Annotated in this window: 18 protein-coding genes; 10 read left to right on the top strand and 8 right to left on the bottom strand. The window is 36.5% G+C overall.

Annotated elements, in window-relative coordinates; all coding sequences use genetic code 11:
- Window positions 1–178 precede the first annotated feature (178 nt).
- Window positions 179–1,321: a DEAD/DEAH box helicase gene (locus tag JNG87_RS18355; RefSeq protein WP_202840200.1), complete on the bottom strand. Its 1,143-nt coding sequence runs from the start codon at window positions 1,319–1,321 to the stop codon at window positions 179–181.
- 214 nt (window positions 1,322–1,535) lie between these two features.
- On the opposite strand from JNG87_RS18355, the gene pncA reads away from it, so the two are divergent.
- A complete protein-coding gene (gene pncA, locus JNG87_RS18350) occupies window positions 1,536–2,141 on the top strand; it encodes a bifunctional nicotinamidase/pyrazinamidase (RefSeq protein WP_202840198.1) in 606 nt (201 codons plus the stop codon).
- A gap of 84 nt (window positions 2,142–2,225) precedes the next feature.
- Here pncA and JNG87_RS18345 read toward each other — a convergent pair whose 3' ends face one another.
- A complete protein-coding gene (locus JNG87_RS18345) occupies window positions 2,226–3,407 on the bottom strand; it encodes a pseudouridine synthase (RefSeq protein WP_228449368.1) in 1,182 nt (393 codons plus the stop codon).
- A 102-nt stretch (window positions 3,408–3,509) separates the two neighbouring features.
- On the opposite strand from JNG87_RS18345, the gene aroB reads away from it, so the two are divergent.
- The 6 genes from aroB to JNG87_RS18315 all read left to right on the top strand — a co-directional run bounded on the left by aroB (window position 3,510) and on the right by JNG87_RS18315 (window position 9,095).
- Window positions 3,510–4,556 (top strand): 3-dehydroquinate synthase, encoded by a 1,047-nt coding sequence (gene aroB / locus JNG87_RS18340; RefSeq protein ID WP_202840196.1) that lies wholly within the window; start codon window positions 3,510–3,512, stop codon window positions 4,554–4,556.
- 275 nt (window positions 4,557–4,831) lie between these two features.
- Window positions 4,832–5,479: a porin family protein gene (locus tag JNG87_RS18335; RefSeq protein ID WP_202840194.1), complete on the top strand. Its 648-nt coding sequence runs from the start codon at window positions 4,832–4,834 to the stop codon at window positions 5,477–5,479.
- A gap of 230 nt (window positions 5,480–5,709) precedes the next feature.
- The gene (locus JNG87_RS18330; protein WP_202840192.1) at window positions 5,710–6,084 is read left to right on the top strand and encodes a porin family protein; all 375 of its coding nucleotides are present in this window, start codon (window positions 5,710–5,712) and stop codon (window positions 6,082–6,084) included.
- Between the two features lie 191 nt (window positions 6,085–6,275).
- On the top strand, window positions 6,276–6,869 hold the full coding sequence (locus JNG87_RS18325; protein ID WP_110008846.1) for a porin family protein: 594 nt from the start codon (window positions 6,276–6,278) through the stop codon (window positions 6,867–6,869).
- A gap of 446 nt (window positions 6,870–7,315) precedes the next feature.
- Window positions 7,316–8,011 carry a porin family protein gene (locus tag JNG87_RS18320; RefSeq protein WP_202840190.1) on the top strand — a complete coding sequence of 232 codons (696 nt, stop codon included), beginning with the start codon at window positions 7,316–7,318 and terminating at the stop codon, window positions 8,009–8,011.
- Between the two features lie 364 nt (window positions 8,012–8,375).
- Window positions 8,376–9,095 (top strand): porin family protein, encoded by a 720-nt coding sequence (locus JNG87_RS18315; RefSeq protein ID WP_137904080.1) that lies wholly within the window; start codon window positions 8,376–8,378, stop codon window positions 9,093–9,095.
- Between the two features lie 89 nt (window positions 9,096–9,184).
- On the opposite strand, the gene JNG87_RS18310 is transcribed toward JNG87_RS18315, so the two are convergent.
- The 6 genes from JNG87_RS18310 to JNG87_RS18285 all read right to left on the bottom strand — a co-directional run bounded on the left by JNG87_RS18310 (window position 9,185) and on the right by JNG87_RS18285 (window position 16,307).
- Window positions 9,185–10,132 carry a glycerophosphodiester phosphodiesterase family protein gene (locus tag JNG87_RS18310; protein WP_202840188.1) on the bottom strand — a complete coding sequence of 316 codons (948 nt, stop codon included), beginning with the start codon at window positions 10,130–10,132 and terminating at the stop codon, window positions 9,185–9,187.
- Window positions 10,133–10,268: 136 nt separating this feature from the next.
- Complete coding sequence (purF, locus tag JNG87_RS18305; RefSeq protein ID WP_110008842.1) at window positions 10,269–11,768, bottom strand: amidophosphoribosyltransferase; 1,500 nt, start codon at window positions 11,766–11,768, stop codon at window positions 10,269–10,271.
- A 99-nt stretch (window positions 11,769–11,867) separates the two neighbouring features.
- Window positions 11,868–12,590 carry a phosphoribosylaminoimidazolesuccinocarboxamide synthase gene (gene purC, locus JNG87_RS18300; protein ID WP_110008841.1) on the bottom strand — a complete coding sequence of 241 codons (723 nt, stop codon included), beginning with the start codon at window positions 12,588–12,590 and terminating at the stop codon, window positions 11,868–11,870.
- A gap of 36 nt (window positions 12,591–12,626) precedes the next feature.
- Window positions 12,627–13,322 carry a DUF3307 domain-containing protein gene (locus JNG87_RS18295; RefSeq protein ID WP_202840186.1) on the bottom strand — a complete coding sequence of 232 codons (696 nt, stop codon included), beginning with the start codon at window positions 13,320–13,322 and terminating at the stop codon, window positions 12,627–12,629.
- A gap of 2 nt (window positions 13,323–13,324) precedes the next feature.
- The gene (locus JNG87_RS18290; protein WP_110008839.1) at window positions 13,325–13,930 is read right to left on the bottom strand and encodes a SatD family protein; all 606 of its coding nucleotides are present in this window, start codon (window positions 13,928–13,930) and stop codon (window positions 13,325–13,327) included.
- A 463-nt stretch (window positions 13,931–14,393) separates the two neighbouring features.
- Window positions 14,394–16,307, bottom strand: a complete 1,914-nt coding sequence (locus JNG87_RS18285) for an endonuclease (protein ID WP_202840184.1) — start codon at window positions 16,305–16,307, stop codon at window positions 14,394–14,396.
- A 192-nt stretch (window positions 16,308–16,499) separates the two neighbouring features.
- Here JNG87_RS18285 and JNG87_RS18280 point away from each other — a divergent pair, with 192 nt between their 5' ends.
- From JNG87_RS18280 to JNG87_RS18270, 3 genes are all read left to right on the top strand, one after another.
- Window positions 16,500–17,639, top strand: a complete 1,140-nt coding sequence (locus JNG87_RS18280; protein WP_110008837.1) for an acyl-CoA dehydrogenase family protein — start codon at window positions 16,500–16,502, stop codon at window positions 17,637–17,639.
- A gap of 23 nt (window positions 17,640–17,662) precedes the next feature.
- The gene (locus JNG87_RS18275; RefSeq protein ID WP_202840183.1) at window positions 17,663–18,160 is read left to right on the top strand and encodes a DinB family protein; all 498 of its coding nucleotides are present in this window, start codon (window positions 17,663–17,665) and stop codon (window positions 18,158–18,160) included.
- 373 nt (window positions 18,161–18,533) lie between these two features.
- Window positions 18,534–21,464 (top strand): reprolysin-like metallopeptidase, encoded by a 2,931-nt coding sequence (locus tag JNG87_RS18270; RefSeq protein ID WP_202840182.1) that lies wholly within the window; start codon window positions 18,534–18,536, stop codon window positions 21,462–21,464.
- The last annotated feature ends 65 nt before the right edge of the window (window positions 21,465–21,529 follow it).

The following is a 21,529-nucleotide window of genomic DNA, read 5'->3' as shown; positions in this document are numbered from 1 at the left end:
TATTATTATTTATTAGAATAATATACGAATTTCAGCTTGTGCGAATTTATCAAAAATTCAAGAATTTAAAGTGAATAAAGCATTAATTGTACCGATAGTAATTTTTGTGGTACCGATTTTTTTATTAAAAAAGGTTTCAATTGTATACACTGAAACCCTTTTTATTTATTATCAATGATTAATATCCATGTAAATCAATACCTTCTGTTCTTTGCAGGGTTACTTTTCTACCCATTTTCTTTTGAATCACCCGGAAATGCTGTAATTCATCATCCGTCAGAATACTGATTGCGATTCCCTTTTCGTTGGCGCGTCCTGTTCTTCCAATACGGTGAATATAATCCAGCGGCGAACGCGGCAATTCATAATTGATAACACATGGCAGAGATTCAATATGGATTCCTCGTCCAATTAAGTCTGTAGCCACCAAAATCTGGGCTCCGTTTACTTTAAATTCTTCCAGGTTGTTTCTTCTCGCTCCCTGAGATTTCTGGCTGTGAATGGCCACTGCTTTTATTTTATTCTTTTTAAGTTTCTCTACCAGATTATCCGCAGACCTTGTGGATGAAACGAAAACAAGTGCTTTTTCAACTTTCTTTTCTTTAATTAAATATCGTAAAAAAGGTCCTTTATTTTCGGGAGCAACATGGTATGCCAGCTGTTCGATATTGTCAATTTCAACCTCTTCTTTTTTAATTTCTATAATCGCAGGATTGATGGAAAGACGTTCTTTCATTTTTGAAACTTTATCATTCAGGGTTGCTGAAAATAAAGTAGTCTGTTTCGCCACAGGCATCATGGCAAAAAGTTTATTCATTTCTTCGCCAAAGCCGAGCTGAAACATTTTATCGGCTTCGTCAATCACCAAATGTTTAATGCCTGAAATACTCAATGCGTTATGATCAATTAAGTCTAACAGACGTCCCGGTGTGGCAATCAAAACTTCCACACCAAACATTCCCTTCATCTGTGGATTGATAGAAACACCTCCGTACACAGCCATTGTACGGACTTCTCTCTTTAAATTTTCTGTGAATGCCCTGAAAACTTCATCGATCTGAATAGCCAGTTCACGGGTAGGAACCAATATCAGAACCTGAACATTACGATCTTTTTTTACTTCTGCATTCTGTAATTTTTCTAAAATCGGCATCACAAAACACGCCGTTTTCCCGGAACCTGTCTGCGCAATTCCCATCAGATCTTTTCCCTGCAAAATGACAGGAACAGCCTGCTCCTGGATTGGAAACGGTTTTAAATACCCTAACTTTTTGACAGAACGAATAATATTGTGTGATAATCCTAACGATTCAAATGACATAAAATACTTATTTCCCGCAAAGATACGCTATTGATATTTGGTTCATGCCTCAAAACAGCATACGTTGCAGACAAAATTCAATTATTTTAAGTGTTAAGTTCTTCGTTGATAAGCATTGAAAAATTTATGTTGCCGATTTGTCCGATAATTAGGGTTTGGACAAATTTTTGAAGATTAGTTTTGTAAATTTATCAAAAATTCGAGAAATCAATATATGAAAAAAGCGTTAATAATAGTCGATGTACAGAATGACTTTTGTGAAGGCGGAGCACTTGCTGTCCCTGGAGCCAGCGAAATTATTCCATACATCAATCTCTTGATGGAGGAAAATGAATATGATCAGGTGGTTCTTACACAAGACTGGCATCCTGCAGGTCATAAAAGTTTTGCAAGCAGCAATGGAAGAAAGGTGGGGGAAAGCATTATTCTCAATGGAGTTCCGCAATTTATGTGGCCGGATCATTGTATTCAGGGGACTTTCGGAGCAGAATTCCATAAAGATCTGAACAGAGATAAAGTAACCCATATTATACAAAAAGGTAAAAATATTGAAATTGACAGCTACAGCGGTTTTCAGGATAACAATCACTTTATGAAAACCGGTTTGGATGATTTCTTAAAATATCACGACATTCAATTGGTAGAAATCGTAGGACTGGCATTAGATTATTGTGTTAAGTTCACTGCACAGGATGCAGTAGCTAATGGATATATAACCTGTCTTCATTTCAATGGAACACGTGCAGTAAATGTAAAACCAGACAATGCCAGAGATGCCATCTATGAAATGATTGAGAAAGGAGTAACTGTTCTGGGATAATAAATAAGACGTACAACGATATAAAAACAAAAAGCGCAGAATTATTTTCTGCGCTTTTTTATTCTTTACTCTCAAAAGTACTGTTTAAAGCATTTTAAGGTTGTTTACTTCCAGTTCTGTAAGGATTCTCCAGTGTCCTCTTTTGATATTCTTCTTCGTTAATCCGGCAAACATTACTCTGTCTAAAGCTTCCACTTCGTATCCTAATCTTTGGAAAATTCTTCTGATAACACGGTTCCATCCGATGTGGATCTCAATTCCGACTTCATTTTTAGGTTTCCCCTCAATATATGAAATCTGATCAACAACAGCTACTCCTTCATCAAGACGGATACCTTCTGCAATAAGACGTAAATCTTCACCGGTAAGTTTTTTATCCAATGTTACATGATAAATCTTTTTGGCATCAAAAGAAGGATGCGTCAGTTTTTTAGTCATGTGACCGTCATTGGTCAGTAAGATAACTCCTGTTGTGGAACGATCCAGTCTTCCAACCGGGAAAAGTCTGTATGGAGAAGCATTCGCAACAAGATCCATTACAGTTTTTCTGGCTTTATCATCTTTGGTAGTAGAAATATACCCTTTCGGCTTATTCAACAGTACATATACAGGCTTTTCAGGAGTAATGCTTTGTCCGTCAAAAACAACTCTGTCTGTTTTCTGTACCTGATATCCCATTTCAGTTACCACCTTTCCGTTGACTTCTACCAATCCCTGAGTAATCAGCTCATCAGCTTCTCTTCTGCTGCAGATTCCGGAATTAGCGATATACTTATTAAGACGGATACTGTCTTTGTTAACGTCTTTTTCAATTTTATTCAATCTCCTTTTCTGAACAAAAGATCTCGTTTTGTCATCATTTCTGTCATCACCGCTGGAAGGTCTTCTTCCGTATTTCAGACTGCCTCTTTCATACTTATCTCTTGTATCGAAATTTTTTCCGCCTCTCTTAGGTTTTCCGAAAGATTTTTTCTCATAGCTCTCACTTTTGTTGGTGATATAAGGTTTTCTTTCAGATTTTGAACCAAAATCGTCATTGGAATTTTCGAAACTGTCCGTATTTCTTTTAAAAGGTTTCTTTTCAAATCTTGAGTTGGATCCTTTATGTTCCGGCCCTTTTTTTCCTCCGTCTTTAGAGAAAGGCTTTTTAAAAGGTTTTGATCCTGAAGAATTTCCAGATCTGGAAGCACGAGAATCATCAGAACTTTTCTTGGTTGAAATTCTTGGTCTCTTTGGTCTATCTGAATTATTATTATCTCTGCTCATTCTAAAAATTTATGCAAAGATAGTAATTTAGTTACGAGTTAAAAATTAAGAATCATAACTTTGCACTATAGTTTACATTTTTAACTTTACATACAATCAAAGATGATAACAATATTAAACGATAATTTTTCACAGCTCAACGAGTTTCTTCACCAGAAATCTTTCAGTAAAATTTTTATTCTTGTAGATGAAAATACTCATGAATACTGTCTTCCGGTTCTTCTGGGCAATATGGAAACCGATCTTGGCTTTGAAATTTTAGAGATCGAAGCCGGAGAAGAAATGAAAAATATCCAGACAGCCAATCAGCTGTGGGAAATTCTTACGGAAATGCAGGCAGACAGAAAAGCACTGGTTATCAACCTTGGTGGTGGTGTAATTACCGATATGGGAGGATTTGTTGCCTCTACTTATAAAAGAGGAATCCAATTCATTAATATCCCTACTACCCTTTTATCGATGTGTGATGCTTCCATAGGAGGAAAAACAGGGATTGATCTGATGCACTATAAAAATATGGTTGGAACTTTTGCTTTTCCTGAACAAATCTTTATTTATCCAAAATTCTTAGAGACACTGCCTTTTAAAGAATTAAGAAGCGGATTTGCAGAAATGCTGAAACATGGACTAATTGCTGATAAAAATCATTGGGACCAGCTGATTCAGATCCGTAAACTGGAAGTGGAAACCGTTGTTCCTCATATCCAGGCTTCTATGAATATTAAACAGAATGTAGTAGATCAGGATTTCCACGAACAGAATATCAGAAAAACGCTTAATTTCGGGCACACCATCGGACATGCTGTGGAAAGTTTATGTTTACAGCAGGAAAATCCTATTCTTCACGGGGAAGCAGTTGCGATGGGAATGATTGCCGAAGCTCATCTGGCATATCTTGAAAATCTTATCTCTAAAGAAGATTCAAAAATTATCATTGAAAACATCCAGAGATACTATCCATACCTCGACATCAGCGATTTTAAAGATGAAGATATTACCGCATTATTACTGAATGATAAAAAGAATACAGACAGTAAAATCAACTTTTCTCTGCTTACAGGGATAGGTTTCTGCAACTATGATCATCAGTGCAGCCAGAAAAATATCATTGAAGCTTTATCTTTTTATAGAAAACTGAATGATGCCTAGTAATTTTCATAAAATAATTTCATTTTAGAATACCACTTTTGACAAAAATGTCAATTTAGACAACATCTAAACAAATGTTTATTTAAAGATTTAAGTCATTAATAATCAAATGCATAAAATTAAAACCACTTAAACGCTAAGTGGTTTTTTTATTGATTTTAATCATAAAAAATATTTTTGGCAAGCAATTTGAAAGATACTCAGCGTTCAACTGAAAATGCTGAACAGTAGTAAAATTTAAAATTAAGAAAGAGTAAAATTAAAAAATTAAAGTTATGAAAAAGTTAATTTTAGGATTAGCGTTAACTGCAGGAACATTCGCATTCGCTCAACAGACAGGAAACACATCTTCTAATCCGGTAACATTTGGGGTAAAAGGAGGAATGAACGTTTCTTCACTTTCTAACGGTGCAGATTTAAGTGATTCTAAATCAAAAATTGGTTTTAATGCAGGAGTTTTCGCCAACATCCCATTAGCAAGTTCTTTTAGTGTGCAGCCGGAAGTTCTTTATAATGACTTAGGTTCAAAAGTAACAAGAGAATATTCAGTACTTGGTAATAATTATAAGAGCGAATATTCAAGAAATTTAGGATACGTTGCTGTACCGGTAATGTTCCAGTATAATGCAACACCTGAGTTCTTCCTTGAAGCAGGTCCTGAATTTGGATTTCTTGTAAGCGCTAAAGATAAGTTAAAAAGTTCAACAAACAACAGTAACAATACACAAGTTGCCACTCTTGACAAAGATGATTTCCAGACTTTTAACTTTGGTATAGGTATTGGTGCAGGATATTACTTCATTCCTAATTTAGGAATTACAGCAAGATATACTGCAGGTCTTACTGACATTTACAAGAATAATTCTGGTGATGCTGTAAAAAACAATGTATTCCAGGTAGGTTTAGCTTATAGATTCAAATAAGCTTACATTCACTAACAAATTTTATATTCAATAGAAAAGATCAGATTAATTTTTTAATCTGGTCTTTTTTTATGTTAAAATAATATGGAGTTAATAATTCACCATCAATACCTCCCATATAGTTGATTTTCTCATTCGTTAAAAACACATAAAGTCTTTATTCATAAGGGTTGACGGCATGTTGTTTGTTGCTTTCCGAACGTTAAATAACATAAAAATTAAACTAATCTATGAAAAAGATTTTTCTAGGCCTGGCCATTATCGCAGGTACTTTCACTTTTGCTCAGAGCACTTCTGCATCTACTGAAGCTACTACTCCATCCACATCTTCTAAAATCAAATTCGGTTTGAAAGCAGGTCTGAACATTTCTACCCTTTCCAATATGGATATGAAGTCAAAAGCAGGATTCTATGGTGGTGTATTTGCCAATATTCCTGTAGCTAAGGATTTTTCAGTGCAGCCGGAAGTTTTATATAGCGCTACGGGAGCAAAAGGAAAAGGAGATAATAATACCCAGCTTAATTTAGAATATCTTTCTGTTCCTGTCATGTTCCAATATAAGGCACTTCCTAATCTATATGTAGAAGCAGGCCACAAATTCTAAAGTTTACTAAGTTTTTATAATGACAAGGTGGGCGGATTAATTTTAATCTGGCTTTTTTACTGCAGATAAAAAAATATTCTTAAAAAATGTATACTAAGTAGAAAATTAAGAACATATATTGATTTTTGGCACGTACTTTGTTTCTTAAAGAAATGTTAAATAAAACTTAATAACTATTAAAAAATAAACTTATGAAAAAGATTTTTTTAGGCCTTGCGCTTGTTGCAGGTACTTTTGCTTTCTCTCAGAAGACTTCAACTTCTACTGCTTCTTCTTCTCCAGTTAGATTTGGTGTGAAAGCAGGTCTTAATATTTCAACTCTTACCGAGAATGACTTCAATTCAAAAGCGGGATTCTACGGAGGGTTATTTGCTAATATTCCTGTAGCTCAGGACTTCTCTTTCCAACCAGAAGTGTTATACAACGGAATGGGTGCAAAAATTAAAGGTACTAATGATATAAAAGTAAATCTGGATTATATTTCTGTACCGTTAATGCTTCAGTATAATGCCTTGCCTAACCTATATCTGGAAGCAGGACCTCAGTTCAGCTTTTTGATTAACTCAAAACTGAAAGCTGATTCCAATTCTGCAGATGCTAAAGATCTGTTCAAAGGTTTCGACTTCGGAATTGGTCTTGGAGCAGGATATTATTTCACAGACAATATCGGTATTACCGCAAGATATGTGGCTGGTTTAACGGATGTTGCCAAAGACAGACCGGATCTATCTGAAGACAAAGCTAAAAACGGAGTATTCCAGGTAGGTTTAGCATATAAATTTTAAGAAATCAGTTTAGCTTTTTAAAGCAGACTTCTCATCAATACAGAGCCGGATTTAATATAATCCGGTTTTTTTATTTGTCCCGATATTTTGGCAAGAAATTTGCCTGTAGAATAATTGATTGTACTCTATCCGGAATTTTTCCAACTTACGGTTTATGTTTCACAATGAGTATGCTTTGATTCATTTGATATTCAATTGAATATCAGAATTACAATCTAACTATTACCATTAAACTTTAACGGAACTGTGTCAGCCAAGCTGGCAATATGAGTACACAACAGAATATGGAAAATATTTTGTCTGTTCAAATAAGATACATTTTGATTTCAATAGAAAAAGTCAGGTTTATTAGTTTACGCCTGACTTTTTCGCTTATTATGACTTTTATCACTTTATCCTTTTGTGGCAGATATTTTGATCCAAAAAAGAAAATTAAACTTTAAATCATGAAAAAACTCTTTGCAGTAATTGTAATTGCAGGTTGCCTTTTCGCGAATGCGCAGGAAAAACATCAGTCAAAATCTTCTCCTGTCACTTTTGGTGTTAAAGCAGGTTTTAACGGTTCTACACTTACCAGAGGAGATGGCTATGAATATGATAACAATGAGAAAATCAAAGCAGGTTTTCATGCAGGAGTGTTTGCGAATATTCCTGTTTCTGAGAAATTCAGCATCCAGCCAGAGCTTCTTTTCAGTCAGCTGGGATCAAAATCAGACTATAACTACAGAACCAGCTCGGGAAACTACAGAAAGACACAACACTATGATTATAGGACAACATTAAATTACCTTTCTCTTCCTGTAATGGTTCAATACAATATTCTTCCGCAGCTTTATGTAGAAGCAGGTCCTGAATTCGGATATCTGCTGGGAGGAAAGACAAAAGGAGATTTAACCACTATCGAGACTACCGGAAATTCAGTTACAGTACAGCGTACGGAATATATTTCACAGAGCATTTCAAAAAGCCTTTTTAATCGTTTCAATGTAGGATTAGGTATTGGTGCCGGATATTATTTCACTGAAAACTTTGGCGTAACCGCAAGATTTACGGCTGGGCTTACTGAAGTTTACAAATACAACGACGGTGATAAAGTAAGAAATAATGCACTTCAGGTAGGAGTAGTATACCGATTTAAATAGAGATATTTATTATTTTCAAAACTGGTGCCGGGCTTTAAAAAGTCCGGTATTTTTATTTTTATTCTTAAAAAGTACCCGGAAGTCCTTTTAATTCATGGAAAAGCCAATTCCAGTTCAATTTTTTTTATTATTTCAATTATCAATAATAAAGTGTAATGAGCCTTCAACTATTTTCACAAAACATTCATTATATAAAATATTTATTCATCAAAAAGGGATAAATGGTTTAAAATAAACTTTTCAAAAACCATCTCAAAAGCCCTTTAAACAGGCGTTTTTCGACTTTGGCAAGCAATTTGCAAAATACATGGAGTCTGATTGAGAGATATCCGACACACAAATAGTAAAATTAAAAAATAAAATTATGAAGAAGTTATTTTTAGGATTAGCATTAACTGCTGGTACACTAGCTTTCGCTCAGGAGACAGAAACAAAGACGGAAACGAAAACAGTCAATGCATCACCACTAAAAAAAGATGTACAACCCATTAGATTCGGAATCAAGGCCGGAGGAAACTCAGCTTATTTCAGTGAGCAAAAGTTTGGAATCAACACACAACAACTAGGTTTCCACGCAGGTGCATTCGTTAATATTCCACTTTCAAAACATTTCAGCTTACAGCCAGAGGTATTATACAACCAAATGGGAGCAAAAGATGTAATTTCATCTACAGAAACTGATAATGGAATTACGAATGTAAAAACTAAAGAAGAAGGTAGAGTAAAGATGAACTATATTTCAGTTCCGTTAATGCTTCAGATGAGACCTACAGAGAAATTTTACGTTGAAGCCGGACCTGAATTCAGTTATTTCATCAACGGAAAAACTAAAGGAGAAAGAAGTGTAGCAAGTACTACAGGAGGTGTTACTACAACCACTACAAGTTCTAATACTGAAGATATCGACAAAGATCAGATCAATAAATTCAATTTCGGATTGGGTCTTGGTTTAGGATATGATATCACATCCAACATCGGTATCAGCGCAAGATATGTAAATAGCTTGACAAAAATTGATAAAAGCAGACCTGCTGCTGAAAACAACAACAGAGTATTTCAGTTAGGTCTTAACTACAAATTCTAATTAGAAACCAATTTTTTAACCGAAGTGCATTAACCTTGCACGCATAAAATAGCCGGAAGATTTTCTTCCGGCTATTTATATCAAAAGTTTTATTCAAATATTCTCGGATCATCACTGATCACCCCATCTATTCCCATTTCTTTTAATTCCTTTAATCTTTCTCTGGTATTCACAGTCCATGGGATTACTTTCATGCCTAATGAGTGGCATTCCTTTACTAATTGGGGCGTTACAAGATTATGTTCCGGGCTGTAAATTGTAGGAGTAAAACTCAGGAACTTCATATCTCCGGCTACTCCATTCATATGATCAGGATACATTCTGAACTTTTCTACCGGAATATTTTTAAAATAAGCCTGCTGCTGGGCCAGCTTTTTATCATCAACCTTTTCTACGAGTAAAGCAGTCATTATTCCAGGATATTCTTTATGAAGAATTTCCAGTGTTCTTGGATCAAAAGACTGAATGATCACCCTGTCCTGGATCTTTTTTTCAATAATGATCTTCATCATCAGATCCACAAACTCTTTGGGTTCGGGATGGAATATATTGTCTGAGAAAGGACGTGTTTTGGTTTCTATATTATAATAAGGTAACAGCCTTTTCAATTCACGGGCATAAGCTTCAGATGCATCAATGACGTCTGAAAAGAGAGGTTTCTGAACCTTCATTTTCTTTTGATCAGGATAGTTTTCCAGTTTTTTCATTCCTACATCAAAGGTTTTGATCTTTGCATAAGACATTTCATAAATTTTATAATAAAACCCCGAATCCTTGGGAATATAGGTTCCATTTGGTTTTGTTACCAATTCAGGTGAAAGAAAAGCATCATGGGAAAGAATTACTTTTTTATCTTTTGTTATGGCCAGATCCATTTCCAATGTGGAAACATTCATTTTTAATCCGTTTTTCATAGCCGGTATTGTATTTTCCGGGTAAAGGGATTTTCCTCCGCGGTGTGCCTGCCTGTCAAAAGATTGTGAAGCATAAAATTGGGTAAATACAATAAAAATACCCGTGAATAGTGCATTTTTCATATCCTGAAGTTTTAATCTTACAAAATTAAAACTCCACTGTATATTGTATAATAAAGGAATATTAAGCTTTTGCTACATTTCTAAAACAAAAGAACCAGGTTGTACACCCGGTCCTTTTTATATTTCAATAAAGAGACTAATTGAATAAATCTACTTCTTCTCCTTTTCCTACAGGATATTCTTCTGTAAAGCATCCGAAGCAGTGGTTGGCTGATCCTAAAATATCTTTCAGGTTATCGATACTTAAAAACTCTAAGGAGTCTACTCCCAGGTAATTTTTAAGTTCTTCCGTAGTCATATTGGCAGAAATCAGATCATCTTTGGACGGAGTATCAATTCCAAGGTAGCAAGGAGCGATAATTGGAGGGGAAACACTTCTGAAGTGAATTTCCTTTACTCCTGCATCTTTTAAAATTTTAACCAGTCTTTTAGATGTTGTTCCACGAACAATAGAATCGTCAATAATGACTACTCTCTTGTCTTTCATTTCAGAAATGATCGGGTTCAGCTTAAGATTCACTACCCTTTCTCTCATTTCCTGTGTAGGAACGATGAAACTTCTTCCGATATATCTGTTTTTGATCAAAACCGGACGAAAAGGTATTCCTGAAGCTTTAGAGAAACCAATAGCAGCCGGAACTCCGGAATCCGGAACTCCAATTACCAGATCAGCTTCTACAGGAGCCTGTTCCCAGATTTTCTCTCCGGATTTTTCTCTGATCTCGTAAACATTGATATTTTCTAAGGTAGAGTCAGGTCTTGCGAAATAAATATATTCGAAAGAACAGATTCTCTGCTTACCTTTCGCTTCATCCATCATATAAGAATGAAGTTTTCCAGGTTCGTTTTCGTTGGTATAAATGATCTCACCAGGAAGGATATCACGTACATACTGAGCACCCACAGCATCCAATGCTACAGATTCTGAAGCTACTACATAAGATTTTTCATCAATAGCCCCCAATACTAACGGACGGATACCGTTGAAGTCTCTGAATGCAAAGAATTTGTTTCTGGTCATCCCTACTACAGAATAAGCTCCTTCAATCTTTTCCATGGTTGCTTTAATCGCTCCACGAAGACCTAAATCAAGGTTTTTCTGAATCAGTCTCAGGATAACTTCAGAATCGGAAGTCGCTCTGAAAACTACGCCTTCAGCTTCTAATTCTGCTTTTAATTCTTTGGCATTGGTAAGGTTACCATTGTGTGCTATAGAAAGTATAATCTGGTCATATTCGTTTTTCGCGAAAAATGGCTGAAAATTATATTTCTTCTTATCTCCTGCAGTGGTATAACGGGTATGCCCAATTGCAGAATTTCCCATAAAAGTTTCAGGTTCCTGAATTTCTTTATAAACATCCAAAACCAGTCCTTCGTCTTTCATGTTTGTGATTCTTCCATCCTTTAAAACGGAAATACCACAAGCCTCCTGACCTCTGTGCTGTAATGCAAAAAGGCCAAACTGTGAAAGAGAGAAAGTATCCAGATCATTATCCGAATACATTCCGAAGATCCCACATTCTTCATTAGGAGCATCCAGTCTTTCCTCTTCCTGAGTTCTGAAAAGATTTCTTCCGTAGGTCTGGGTTTTAAACTGTTTTAAATATTCACTTTTATGAATGTCTAAACTTTTCATTTCTATTTTTTCTAAATTAAAAGATTAAAAAATTTAATGATTAAAAAGATTACAGCCTGTTTAATTTTTAAATGGTTTAATCTTTAAATAAATTAAATCTTATTTCTGTAAAAGATTTTTAAGACGGTTGTAGATTTCAACATAAGCCTCAGTAACTTCTCCTAAGTCTCTTCTGAATCTGTCTTTGTCTAATTTCTTCATGGTATCTTTATCCCAAAGTCTGCAAGTATCAGGAGAGATTTCGTCTGCTAAGATGATTTCACCGTCTGAAGTTTTACCTAATTCGATTTTGAAATCTACCAGGATGATATTGATTTTGTCAAACAGGTCGATAAGGATATCATTGATATCTGAAGATAACTCATACATTTCGTCAAGTTCTTCGTAAGTAGCTGCTCCTAAGAAAACGGCATGGTGATCATTGATAAGCGGATCTCCCAATTCATCTTTTTTATAACAGATATCGAAGATCGTTACAGGAGATTTAATTCCTTCTTCCACTCCTAATCTTTGCGCCATGCTTCCTGCAGAGTAGTTTCTTACCACCATTTCCAAAGGAATGATAGAAACCTTTCTTACCAGCTGCTCTCTTTCGTCTAATTTTTTGATGAAATGAGTTTTAATCCCTTTCTCATTCAAGTATTCAAAAATAAGGGTTGTGATTGCGTTGTTCATTTCCCCTTTAAGGTCTACCTGACCTCTTTTTTGAGCGTTAAATGCTGTAGCATCGTCTTTGAAACGTACTACTACTTCATCAGGATTATCGGTTGCAAATACTTGTTTTGCTTTCCCCTCGTACAACATTTCTTTCTTTTGACTCATAATTTTACTTTCTAAATTGTAGTTAGATTTATTGATTTATTTTATTATTATTCCTGTTAAGACAGCCAGTCCAAAACTCAGCAGTGTACCAATTAATACATACTCCGTAAGTTTTCTCTGTTTTGCCTGTGCAAGGTCGCTGAACCTGAAAACAGATTTGGCAGCTACCATGAAACCTACGCCTTCCCAATGATTCACCATAATAAAAGTGAAAACCAGCAGACGTTCTAAAATTCCGATATATTTTCCGGCACTTGATAAAGATTCGGTTTGAATAGTGTTGGGGCCATCCGGAGCAGGTGTCCAGGATGACAATAAGGTTTTGATAAAAATAGAAGCAGGTGTTGTCAGAAACAGCGCCGCCATAATTACCTTCAAAAATTCCTGATTTTGTACGAAGCCAAAACTGAATTCCTGGAAATAAAAAGAAACTCCGGCAATCACTGAAACATGCAGCAGCTGATCAATGAAAAACCATCTTTTCTTAGTCTTTACATTTTGAAATATAAGTTTGGAAGCATCAATCATAAAGTGAGTAATTCCCACCAATACAGCGACCCACCAAAGCTGAAGATCCCAAAGGAAAACAAGGCTTAAAATAGTGTGAATCAGAATATGAAGGTATAAAAACTTACTTTTCAGTTTATGGTTCTCCTTATCTGCAACCCATGAATTTGGCTGAAGTATAAAATCTCCGAGTAAATGTGCCAATATGAGTTTGATGAAGATCATGCCTATAATTCTGAGATTTTCTTTCTGAAATACTGATTGGTTTCCACGATGAGCTCATAGTTGGCTCGTTTCAGTCTCTGGCTTACCGAAGACTGTGAAATAGCAAATCTCTTAGCAAGATCTTCCTGAGTGATATCCTGATTCATAATCATCTCATGAATGATCTCTGCCGTAGCCATTGTCCAGTTATCAAAATCCTTGGACGACCATTTCAACAGGATATTAAGATCTCTGTCCACCGGATCACTTGATGTTTTGATGGCAACAGTATGCCCGTCACTTTTAAGGTCATTAAGCAGTCTCCCGGAATTGACATAGGCTGTACCATTGGATTCAGTGATTTTCTCAGAAGAAAAACTTTCCTCACCAATACCTATGGCCATCCTTACATCTAAATTTTCAACACTTTTAATAAGAGATTTTATGGCTAGAAAACGCCAGAAAACGTCATCAATTCTGCATTTGAACTGGAACTCATCTCCTCTGTAGATTTCCCATGTGTGAGGAGCGCTTCCCCATTTTTCGAGAAGATGTTTAAGCCTGGTAATCCAAACTTCAGTGTCCGCATGCTGTGAATTTATAATATCACCGGTAATGACCGCTATCATACTGCAAATATAAGCATAATTACTTATATATAAAAAATATAAGCAGAAACACTTATAGATATTGATTATTAGTGAATCAGCTTATATCAATGATATAGTAAACATAAGGTTTTTAAGGCTTTATATAAAACTACTGAATAGCAAAACAGCAAAAAAATGTTCAATCTTTTATTATGGTGTCGACTTTAACTCTACTTTTTTATACTTTTTTTATAGTAAGAAGCTGTTCCTGCTATCCGCTCATACTCCTCGCGCCTATCTATTCCAACTCCTTAACCCTACAACTCTCCCACTTCTACTGCGGGGTAACCGCTGCTATCAGGGCTAGGACAGTCATTGCGGGTAAAGCGAAGCAATCTCATCAATTCCCTTTGCGTATTATTTAAAAATAAACCTAACAGGTTTTAGAAACCTGTTAGGTTTGGCTTGTCACAAAAATTATAGTATTCAAATTTGATTTTATTTACCTTTTAATAAACTGATGTACCTTTTCATCAAGCTTCAGGAAATAAGTTCCCGTTGGAATCCCTTGTACAGAAATATCTTTTTTATACCTGAAAGGATCTTTTTCAGTATAAATCACTTTTCCCGAAAGATCTATGATTTGGGCTGTCTTTATATGGGTAACTTCTCCGTTCACATACAGATAATCATAAACAGGATTCGGATATATTGTAAACTCATTATTAACAGTCATCAATTCCGCTGTAGACAATGTGCCTCCCAGATTCTGACAGTAATTGGACGGATAAGAATCCCATTCACTGCTAGTAAAAGTATTATTGGGTTGATTGATGGTGTTTTTTCTGTATAAAGATACGTTCCCGTTATTATTGGTCGTGTATTTTACCCCGATAGCATCCACTGTAACCGTTTTATTATACGCAAGTTCCACATAATTTCCTCCCGCAAACATCATAGGATCAGAAGCAGTTACAAATCTTGCCTCGCCAAGAGTATAGCATGATAAAGTGCCTTTCGGATTCAGGATAACAAAAGTTTCGTTGTTTCCTACCTTGCCTTCCAATTCGTATGTGTCGCCATTATAGAAATCTCCTGATATATTATTTTTAAACTGAATATTAATTCTGTAATTATTTAAATTAACCTCATGTCCTGTTTTATTGACAATTTCCAGCGCATTATTTTTCACAGATTCCGTATTTGTTCCGGATATATATTTGGTAATGATAAGATCCGGGGCATAGGAATCCGAAGCAATTGTTGAGGCTGTTACCATATTACTGAATGGAGATTCCAGGTATGCTTTATCAAAGGCTTTCACCGTAAAAGTATAGGTGGTTGACGGGCTCAGGTGATCGATGCTGATGGAAGTCCCTTTTGTAGTGGCAACAGGCGTTACAGATCCATTCATATAAATCCTGTATCCTAAAATATCCGCATCAGGAGAAGCCGTCCAGCTCAGATTCACAAAATAAGCATTCTGCTGGGTTGAAACCAGTGATCCGGGAGCCGCAGGAGCAATAGTATCAGGTGTTTCGGACCAGATCATATCAATCCACTCAGGATGATCAATAAATGGGTTTCTGTTTTTTTGTATAGTATAAACAGCATTGTTCCGGTCAATTTCTCTTTGCGAAACCGGATCTGCCGTATTCCACTGTTTCAGCATGGCAATATAGGCAAGATCAACTGCTCTTTCTTCCGTTCCGTCCAACGGACATTGGTCTGTAGCAGGAGTAAGATTGGCAGATGTGGTATAAGCGGTATTGAATGAACCTAACTTTCCTTCATAGCGTACTGCAAAGTATAACAATGACCTTGCAATATCACCTTTGAATTCATTAATAGGTTCATACACTCTTCCAGTATAAGGGTAATTGGGAATCGCTGCATTAGATATTCTCGAAGTGTTGGAAAAAATATAATGATTGGTATTATTTCCTGTTCCATATGGATAATTGCTTCTTCGCTGGTTGATCCATCCATCAACAGGAATTATAAAATTCAGATCCGAATACATAGGATAATCACTGATAGATGAGCTTGTACTGAATGTACTCTGCGGCATCATATGTTCCCGGTTGTACCCCAAACCTTCCGCACCAACACCTGCTACCAACTGATCTGTAGTATATTCATAAGAATCCGGCCCAGACGGAATTTCAGAATAGATATCCAGCAGATACTGAGTATTGGAAGCATCATGATCATAATATTTATCCAGATCAGTCTGGGCATATAACACTTTAAGATCGTCATAATGCCAGTTGATCATTTTTTCTGAAATAATATCGTGGATCTTTGATTTCAGGGCATATCCCGTCAGTCCGGCTGTTCCATCATAATACCCCGCAGGTGCCTGCGCAGCACTATAAGAAGAAATCAAAAGGATTGGAAGTAGAATTTTTTTCATGCCTTAAAAATTGGGAAACTAAAAATAGTGAAATAAAAAACGAATATGCCAGAATATTTTATTAAGAAAGTATTAATTCTCAAAATATAAAAAATTGAAAATTAGATGTATTGGTCGTTAATAATGCTGGGAAAATAATTTTTCTTTAGCATTCCATCAATTTGGTTATCTTTGGGAACTAACTATTATTATATGAATACTGAGACTATTGACAACATCAAAATGATAGCGGAGACGGCTAGAGAATTTGCAGAAAAGAACATCAGACCGAATATTATGGAATGGGATGAAAGCCAAACATTTCCAAAAGACTTATTCCACCAGTTGGGTGAGATGGGTTTTATGGGAATTGTAGTTCCTGAACAATATGGAGGTTCCGGCTTAGGCTATCATGAGTATGTTACTATTCTGGACGAAATTTCTCAGGTTGACCCATCTATTGGTCTTTCTGTAGCAGCACACAACTCACTTTGCACCAACCATATTTATGAATTTGGAAATGAAGAACAAAGACACAAATGGCTTCCTCAGCTGGCTTCCGGAAAAGTAATCGGAGCTTGGGGACTTACAGAGCACAACACAGGTTCTGATTCAGGAGGTATGTCTACAACTGCTGTAAAAGATGGTGATGAGTGGATCATCAACGGAGCTAAAAACTTTATCACCCACGCTATTTCAGGTGATATTGCCGTAGTAATGACGAGAACAGGTGAAAAAGGAGCTAAAAATAATTCTACAGCCTTTGTTTTGGAAAAAGGAATGCCTGGTTTTACTTCCGGAAAAAAAGAAAATAAATTAGGGATGCGTGCTTCTGAAACAGCAGAATTAATTTTTGATAATGTACGCGTACCGGATTCTCACCGTTTAGGTGAAGTTGGAGAAGGTTTCAAGCAGGCTATGAAAGTGTTGGATGGCGGTAGAATTTCTATTGCTGCATTAAGCTTAGGGACTGCAAGAGGAGCTTATAAAGCAGCTTTGAAATATGCAAAAGAAAGACATCAATTCGGAAAACCTATTGCAGATTTCCAGGCAATCAACTTTATGCTGGCAGATATGGCAACAGAAATTGATGCTGCTGAACTTCTTATCCAGAGAGCATCTACTCTTAAGAATGCAAAACAAAAAATGACAAAAGAAGGAGCTATGGCTAAACTATATGCTTCTGAAGCTTGTGTAAGAATCTCAAACAATGCAGTTCAGATCTTCGGAGGATATGGTTATACGAAAGATTTCCCTGCTGAAAAGTTTTATAGAGATTCCAAACTTTGTACTATTGGAGAAGGAACGTCTGAGATCCAGAGACTTGTCATTGGAAGAGATATTACAAAATAATTTTAAAAATAACACCGATACAAATGATTAAACAGGTACTTTTAGGTGAATTTCTGCATGAAGCTGAAAACACCAGAAAAATCTTACAGGCAATCCCCGACAGCGCACTGGATTGGAAACCGTCCGAAAAAAACTGGACAACCGGTCAGCTTGCTTCTCACATTGCTGAAGTATACAACTGGTATGAATCCACTTTCAATCAGGACGTTTTCGATATGGGAACTTACAGGTATGACAAAGGAGATATTTCCAAAGCAGAAAATATTCTTGCAAAATTTGAGGAGAATGTTGCCAACGCACAGAAAGCTCTTGAAAACTCTGATGAAAATACCTATTTCAACGAGTGGAAAATGGAAATGAACGGAAATGTACTTTTCCCTCCTATGCCAAAGGTTCAGGTGATAAGAGCTTTTCTTTATAATCATTTGTACCATCACAGAGGTGAGCTGGTTGTTTATTTAAGATCAACCGGAAACAAAGTTCCTGGACTTTACGGACCTACTGCTGATGATAAAATGTAGTTAAACATTGCATCAATATAATAGAAGCTGTTTCATTTTGAAACAGCTTTTTTTGTAGGGAGAACACAGAGCGGCACAATAGTATTCATTAAATGTAATTTATTAAAATTTATTCATGAATAATTGAATTATTAATAAAATTTATTGTCTCAATTTAATAAATTAACAAATAAAAAATCGATATGTTATTTTTTTAAAATTAAAATTCATTTTACAACTTTTATTTTTCTTTTATTAATGAGCATTTTCCATTATATACAATGTATTACATAATATATTATATACAAAGTCTAAATATTCCTTAAAAAATTTTGTTTTTCGTAATAAATTTTTTATTAGATTTGACATTCCACAATCAAATTTAATATTTAATATGAAAAAACAATTAACGCTGATTGGAATGCTCCTTATTTCGGGTATTTCTTTCGCACAGACTGACCGTCTTTGGTCTGAAGGTTCAAAAAGAACTTCATCAGAGATCTTTGAAAACAAAACCAGTATCAGCAATCCAAAGGTTTACAACCTGGATATCAACGGATTGAAAAACATTCTGGCAAAAGCTCCCAAAAGGCTGGCTGCAGGCGAAAAATCTGAAATCATTATTTCTTTTCCAAATTCTGAAGGCAGAATGGAAAATTTTAAAGTGAGGGAGAATTCCAATTTTGCCCCTGAGCTGGCAGCCAAATATCCGGACATCAAATCCTATGTGGGACAAGGTCTGGATGATCCTAATTCCACAGTCTATTTCAGTGTTTCTCCGCTAGGACTGTCCTCCATGGAAATTTATGGTGATAAATCGGCCGTTTTCATCGAGCCTTACACCAAAGATCTTTCTTCGTATGTAGTATACAGAAAATCTGACAAAAAAGATGATCTCAACAAGTTTGAATGTACAGTGGTAGATGCCGCACAGAAAGGAGTTTCCAATTCTTCTCTTGCTGCAAGACCTAATGCTGATGATGCCAAACTGAGAACATTCAGACTGGCACTGTCCTGCACAGGTGAATACACCACGTATTTCGGAGGAACAAAAGCTCAGGCTTTAGCAGCGATGAATACTACAATGACCCGTGTAAACGGTGTATTTGAAAAAGATTTCGCAGCGAGAATGGTTCTTATCGCCAACAATGACGCTGTCATCTACACCAATGCATCTACAGACCCTTATTCCGCAGCTTCAGGAATGAGCAACTGGAATTCCCAGCTGCAAAGCACTTTAACGTCTGTAATTGGAGAAGCTAATTATGACATCGGTCACTTGTTCGGAGCTTCCGGAGGTGGAGGAAATGCAGGCTGTATCGGCTGTATCTGTACAAACGGATCAAAAGGAAGCGGATATACCTCTCCGGCAGATGCTATTCCTTCGGGAGACAATTTTGATATCGACTACGTAGCTCATGAAATGGGACACCAGTTCGGTGGAAACCACACCTTCTCCATGAACAATGAAGGTACAGGTGCCAATATGGAGCCAGGATCAGGATCAACAATCATGGGTTATGCAGGAATTACCAGCCAGGATATTCAACCGCATTCAGATGCATTTTTCCATGCAATAAGCATCCAGCAGATCACTAATAATATTAAAGCTAAAACCTGCTCTGTCAATACCAACACCGGAAATGCAATTCCTACAGCTAATGCAGGATTAGATTATACCATTCCAAAAGGAACTCCATTTGTTCTTACAGGTACAGGAACAGATGCTGACGGAGATTCTTTAACCTATATCTGGGAGCAAATGGACAACGCTTCGTCTTCCCAGACAGGAGCAAGTTCCGCTGCAAGTGCTACAAAAACTTCAGGACCTAATTTCAGATCATGGACTCCTACTACTGCACCGGTAAGATATTTCCCAAGAATGGCTTCAGTTCTGGCCGGAGCAACCACTACCGCAGGCTCTGAAATCACTGTAGAAGCACTTTCTTCAGTAGCCAGAACATTAAACTTCAGATTTACTGTTCGTGATAACAAAGCAGGAGGTTCAGGAAATAATTCCGATGATGCTGTTATCACTGTTAACGGAACTGCCGGACCATTCAATATCACTTCACAAAACTCTGCAACAACATACGCCGGAGGAAGTTCTCAGACAGTAACATGGAATGTGGCAGGAACTACAGCCAACGGGGTAAATGCTGCTAATGTGGATATCCTCTGGTCAACAGACAGTGGAAATACATGGACTACTCTATTGGCAGGAACTCCGAATGATGGCTCACAGGCAGTGACCATTCCTAATGCCAATACAACGACAGGAAGAATTATGGTAAAAGGATCAAATCACATTTTCTTTGATGTTAACAATGCTAACATCTCTGTAAATGCAGGTTCCGGAACTCCTGACACGGTTGCTCCTACAGCTCCTACCCTTGCTGCTTCAGGAACTACAGCTACAACCACTAACCTTTCATGGTCTGGAGCTACAGATAATGTTGGTGTTACCGGATACGATGTATACCAGGGAGCTTCATTAATTGGTTCTACGGCTTCTACTACATATACTGTAACAGGACTTTCACCGGCAACTACGTATTCTTTCTCTGTGAAAGCAAAAGATGCGGCAGGAAATGCTTCTGTTTCCAGCAACACCGTAAGTGTTACGACTCTTTCCGGAGGAACAGTTACTTATTGTTCTTCTTCGGCCTCAAATACAGCAGATGAGAGAATTGGAAATGTGACATTCGGATCTATCAATAATACGTCTACAGGAACTGCAGGATACGAAAACTTCACTTCAGTTTCTACCAATGTTACAAGAGGAAGTGCTTATACAATTTCCATTACTCCGGTGTGGACTTCTACAAAATACAGCGAAGCCTACGCAGTTTATATTGATTATAACGGAGACGGAGACTTCACAGACAGCGGAGAGCTGGCATGGACAAAAGCAGGTTCTACAACCAGCCCTGTTACAGGATCTATTACAATTCCTGCTACTGCCACAGTTGGATCTACTAGAATGAGAGTAATGATGAAGTACAGCTCAATTCCTACATCTTCATGTGAAGCATTCACTTACGGACAGGTGGAAGATTACACCCTTAATATTGTTTCTTCAGGAAAAGGAGATCTTCATAATACAAATGATCTGATCACGGATGTGAAGCTTTATCCAAACCCCGTGAGAGATATACTATATATTTCCAATACAGCATCAGAAGATTATAAGATCTTCGATATGGGTGGAAAACTAATTGACTCAGGAAAACTTCAAAGGGGCTCTGTGAATGTAAGCAACCTTATCAAAGGAGCTTATATGATTCAAATTGGAGAATCTTCTAAGAGATTTATTAAAAATTAGTAACGAATAGACTTTTTAAAATTAAACGATGTGAAAAACCGTTCTGCACAGAACGGTTTTTCTTT

Source organism: Chryseobacterium cucumeris, from assembly GCF_016775705.1.
Taxonomy (GTDB): Bacteria; Bacteroidota; Bacteroidia; order Flavobacteriales; family Weeksellaceae; genus Chryseobacterium; species Chryseobacterium cupriresistens.
Note: the sequence above shows the minus strand (reverse complement) of the source record. Positions and strands in the feature narration are given on the sequence as shown.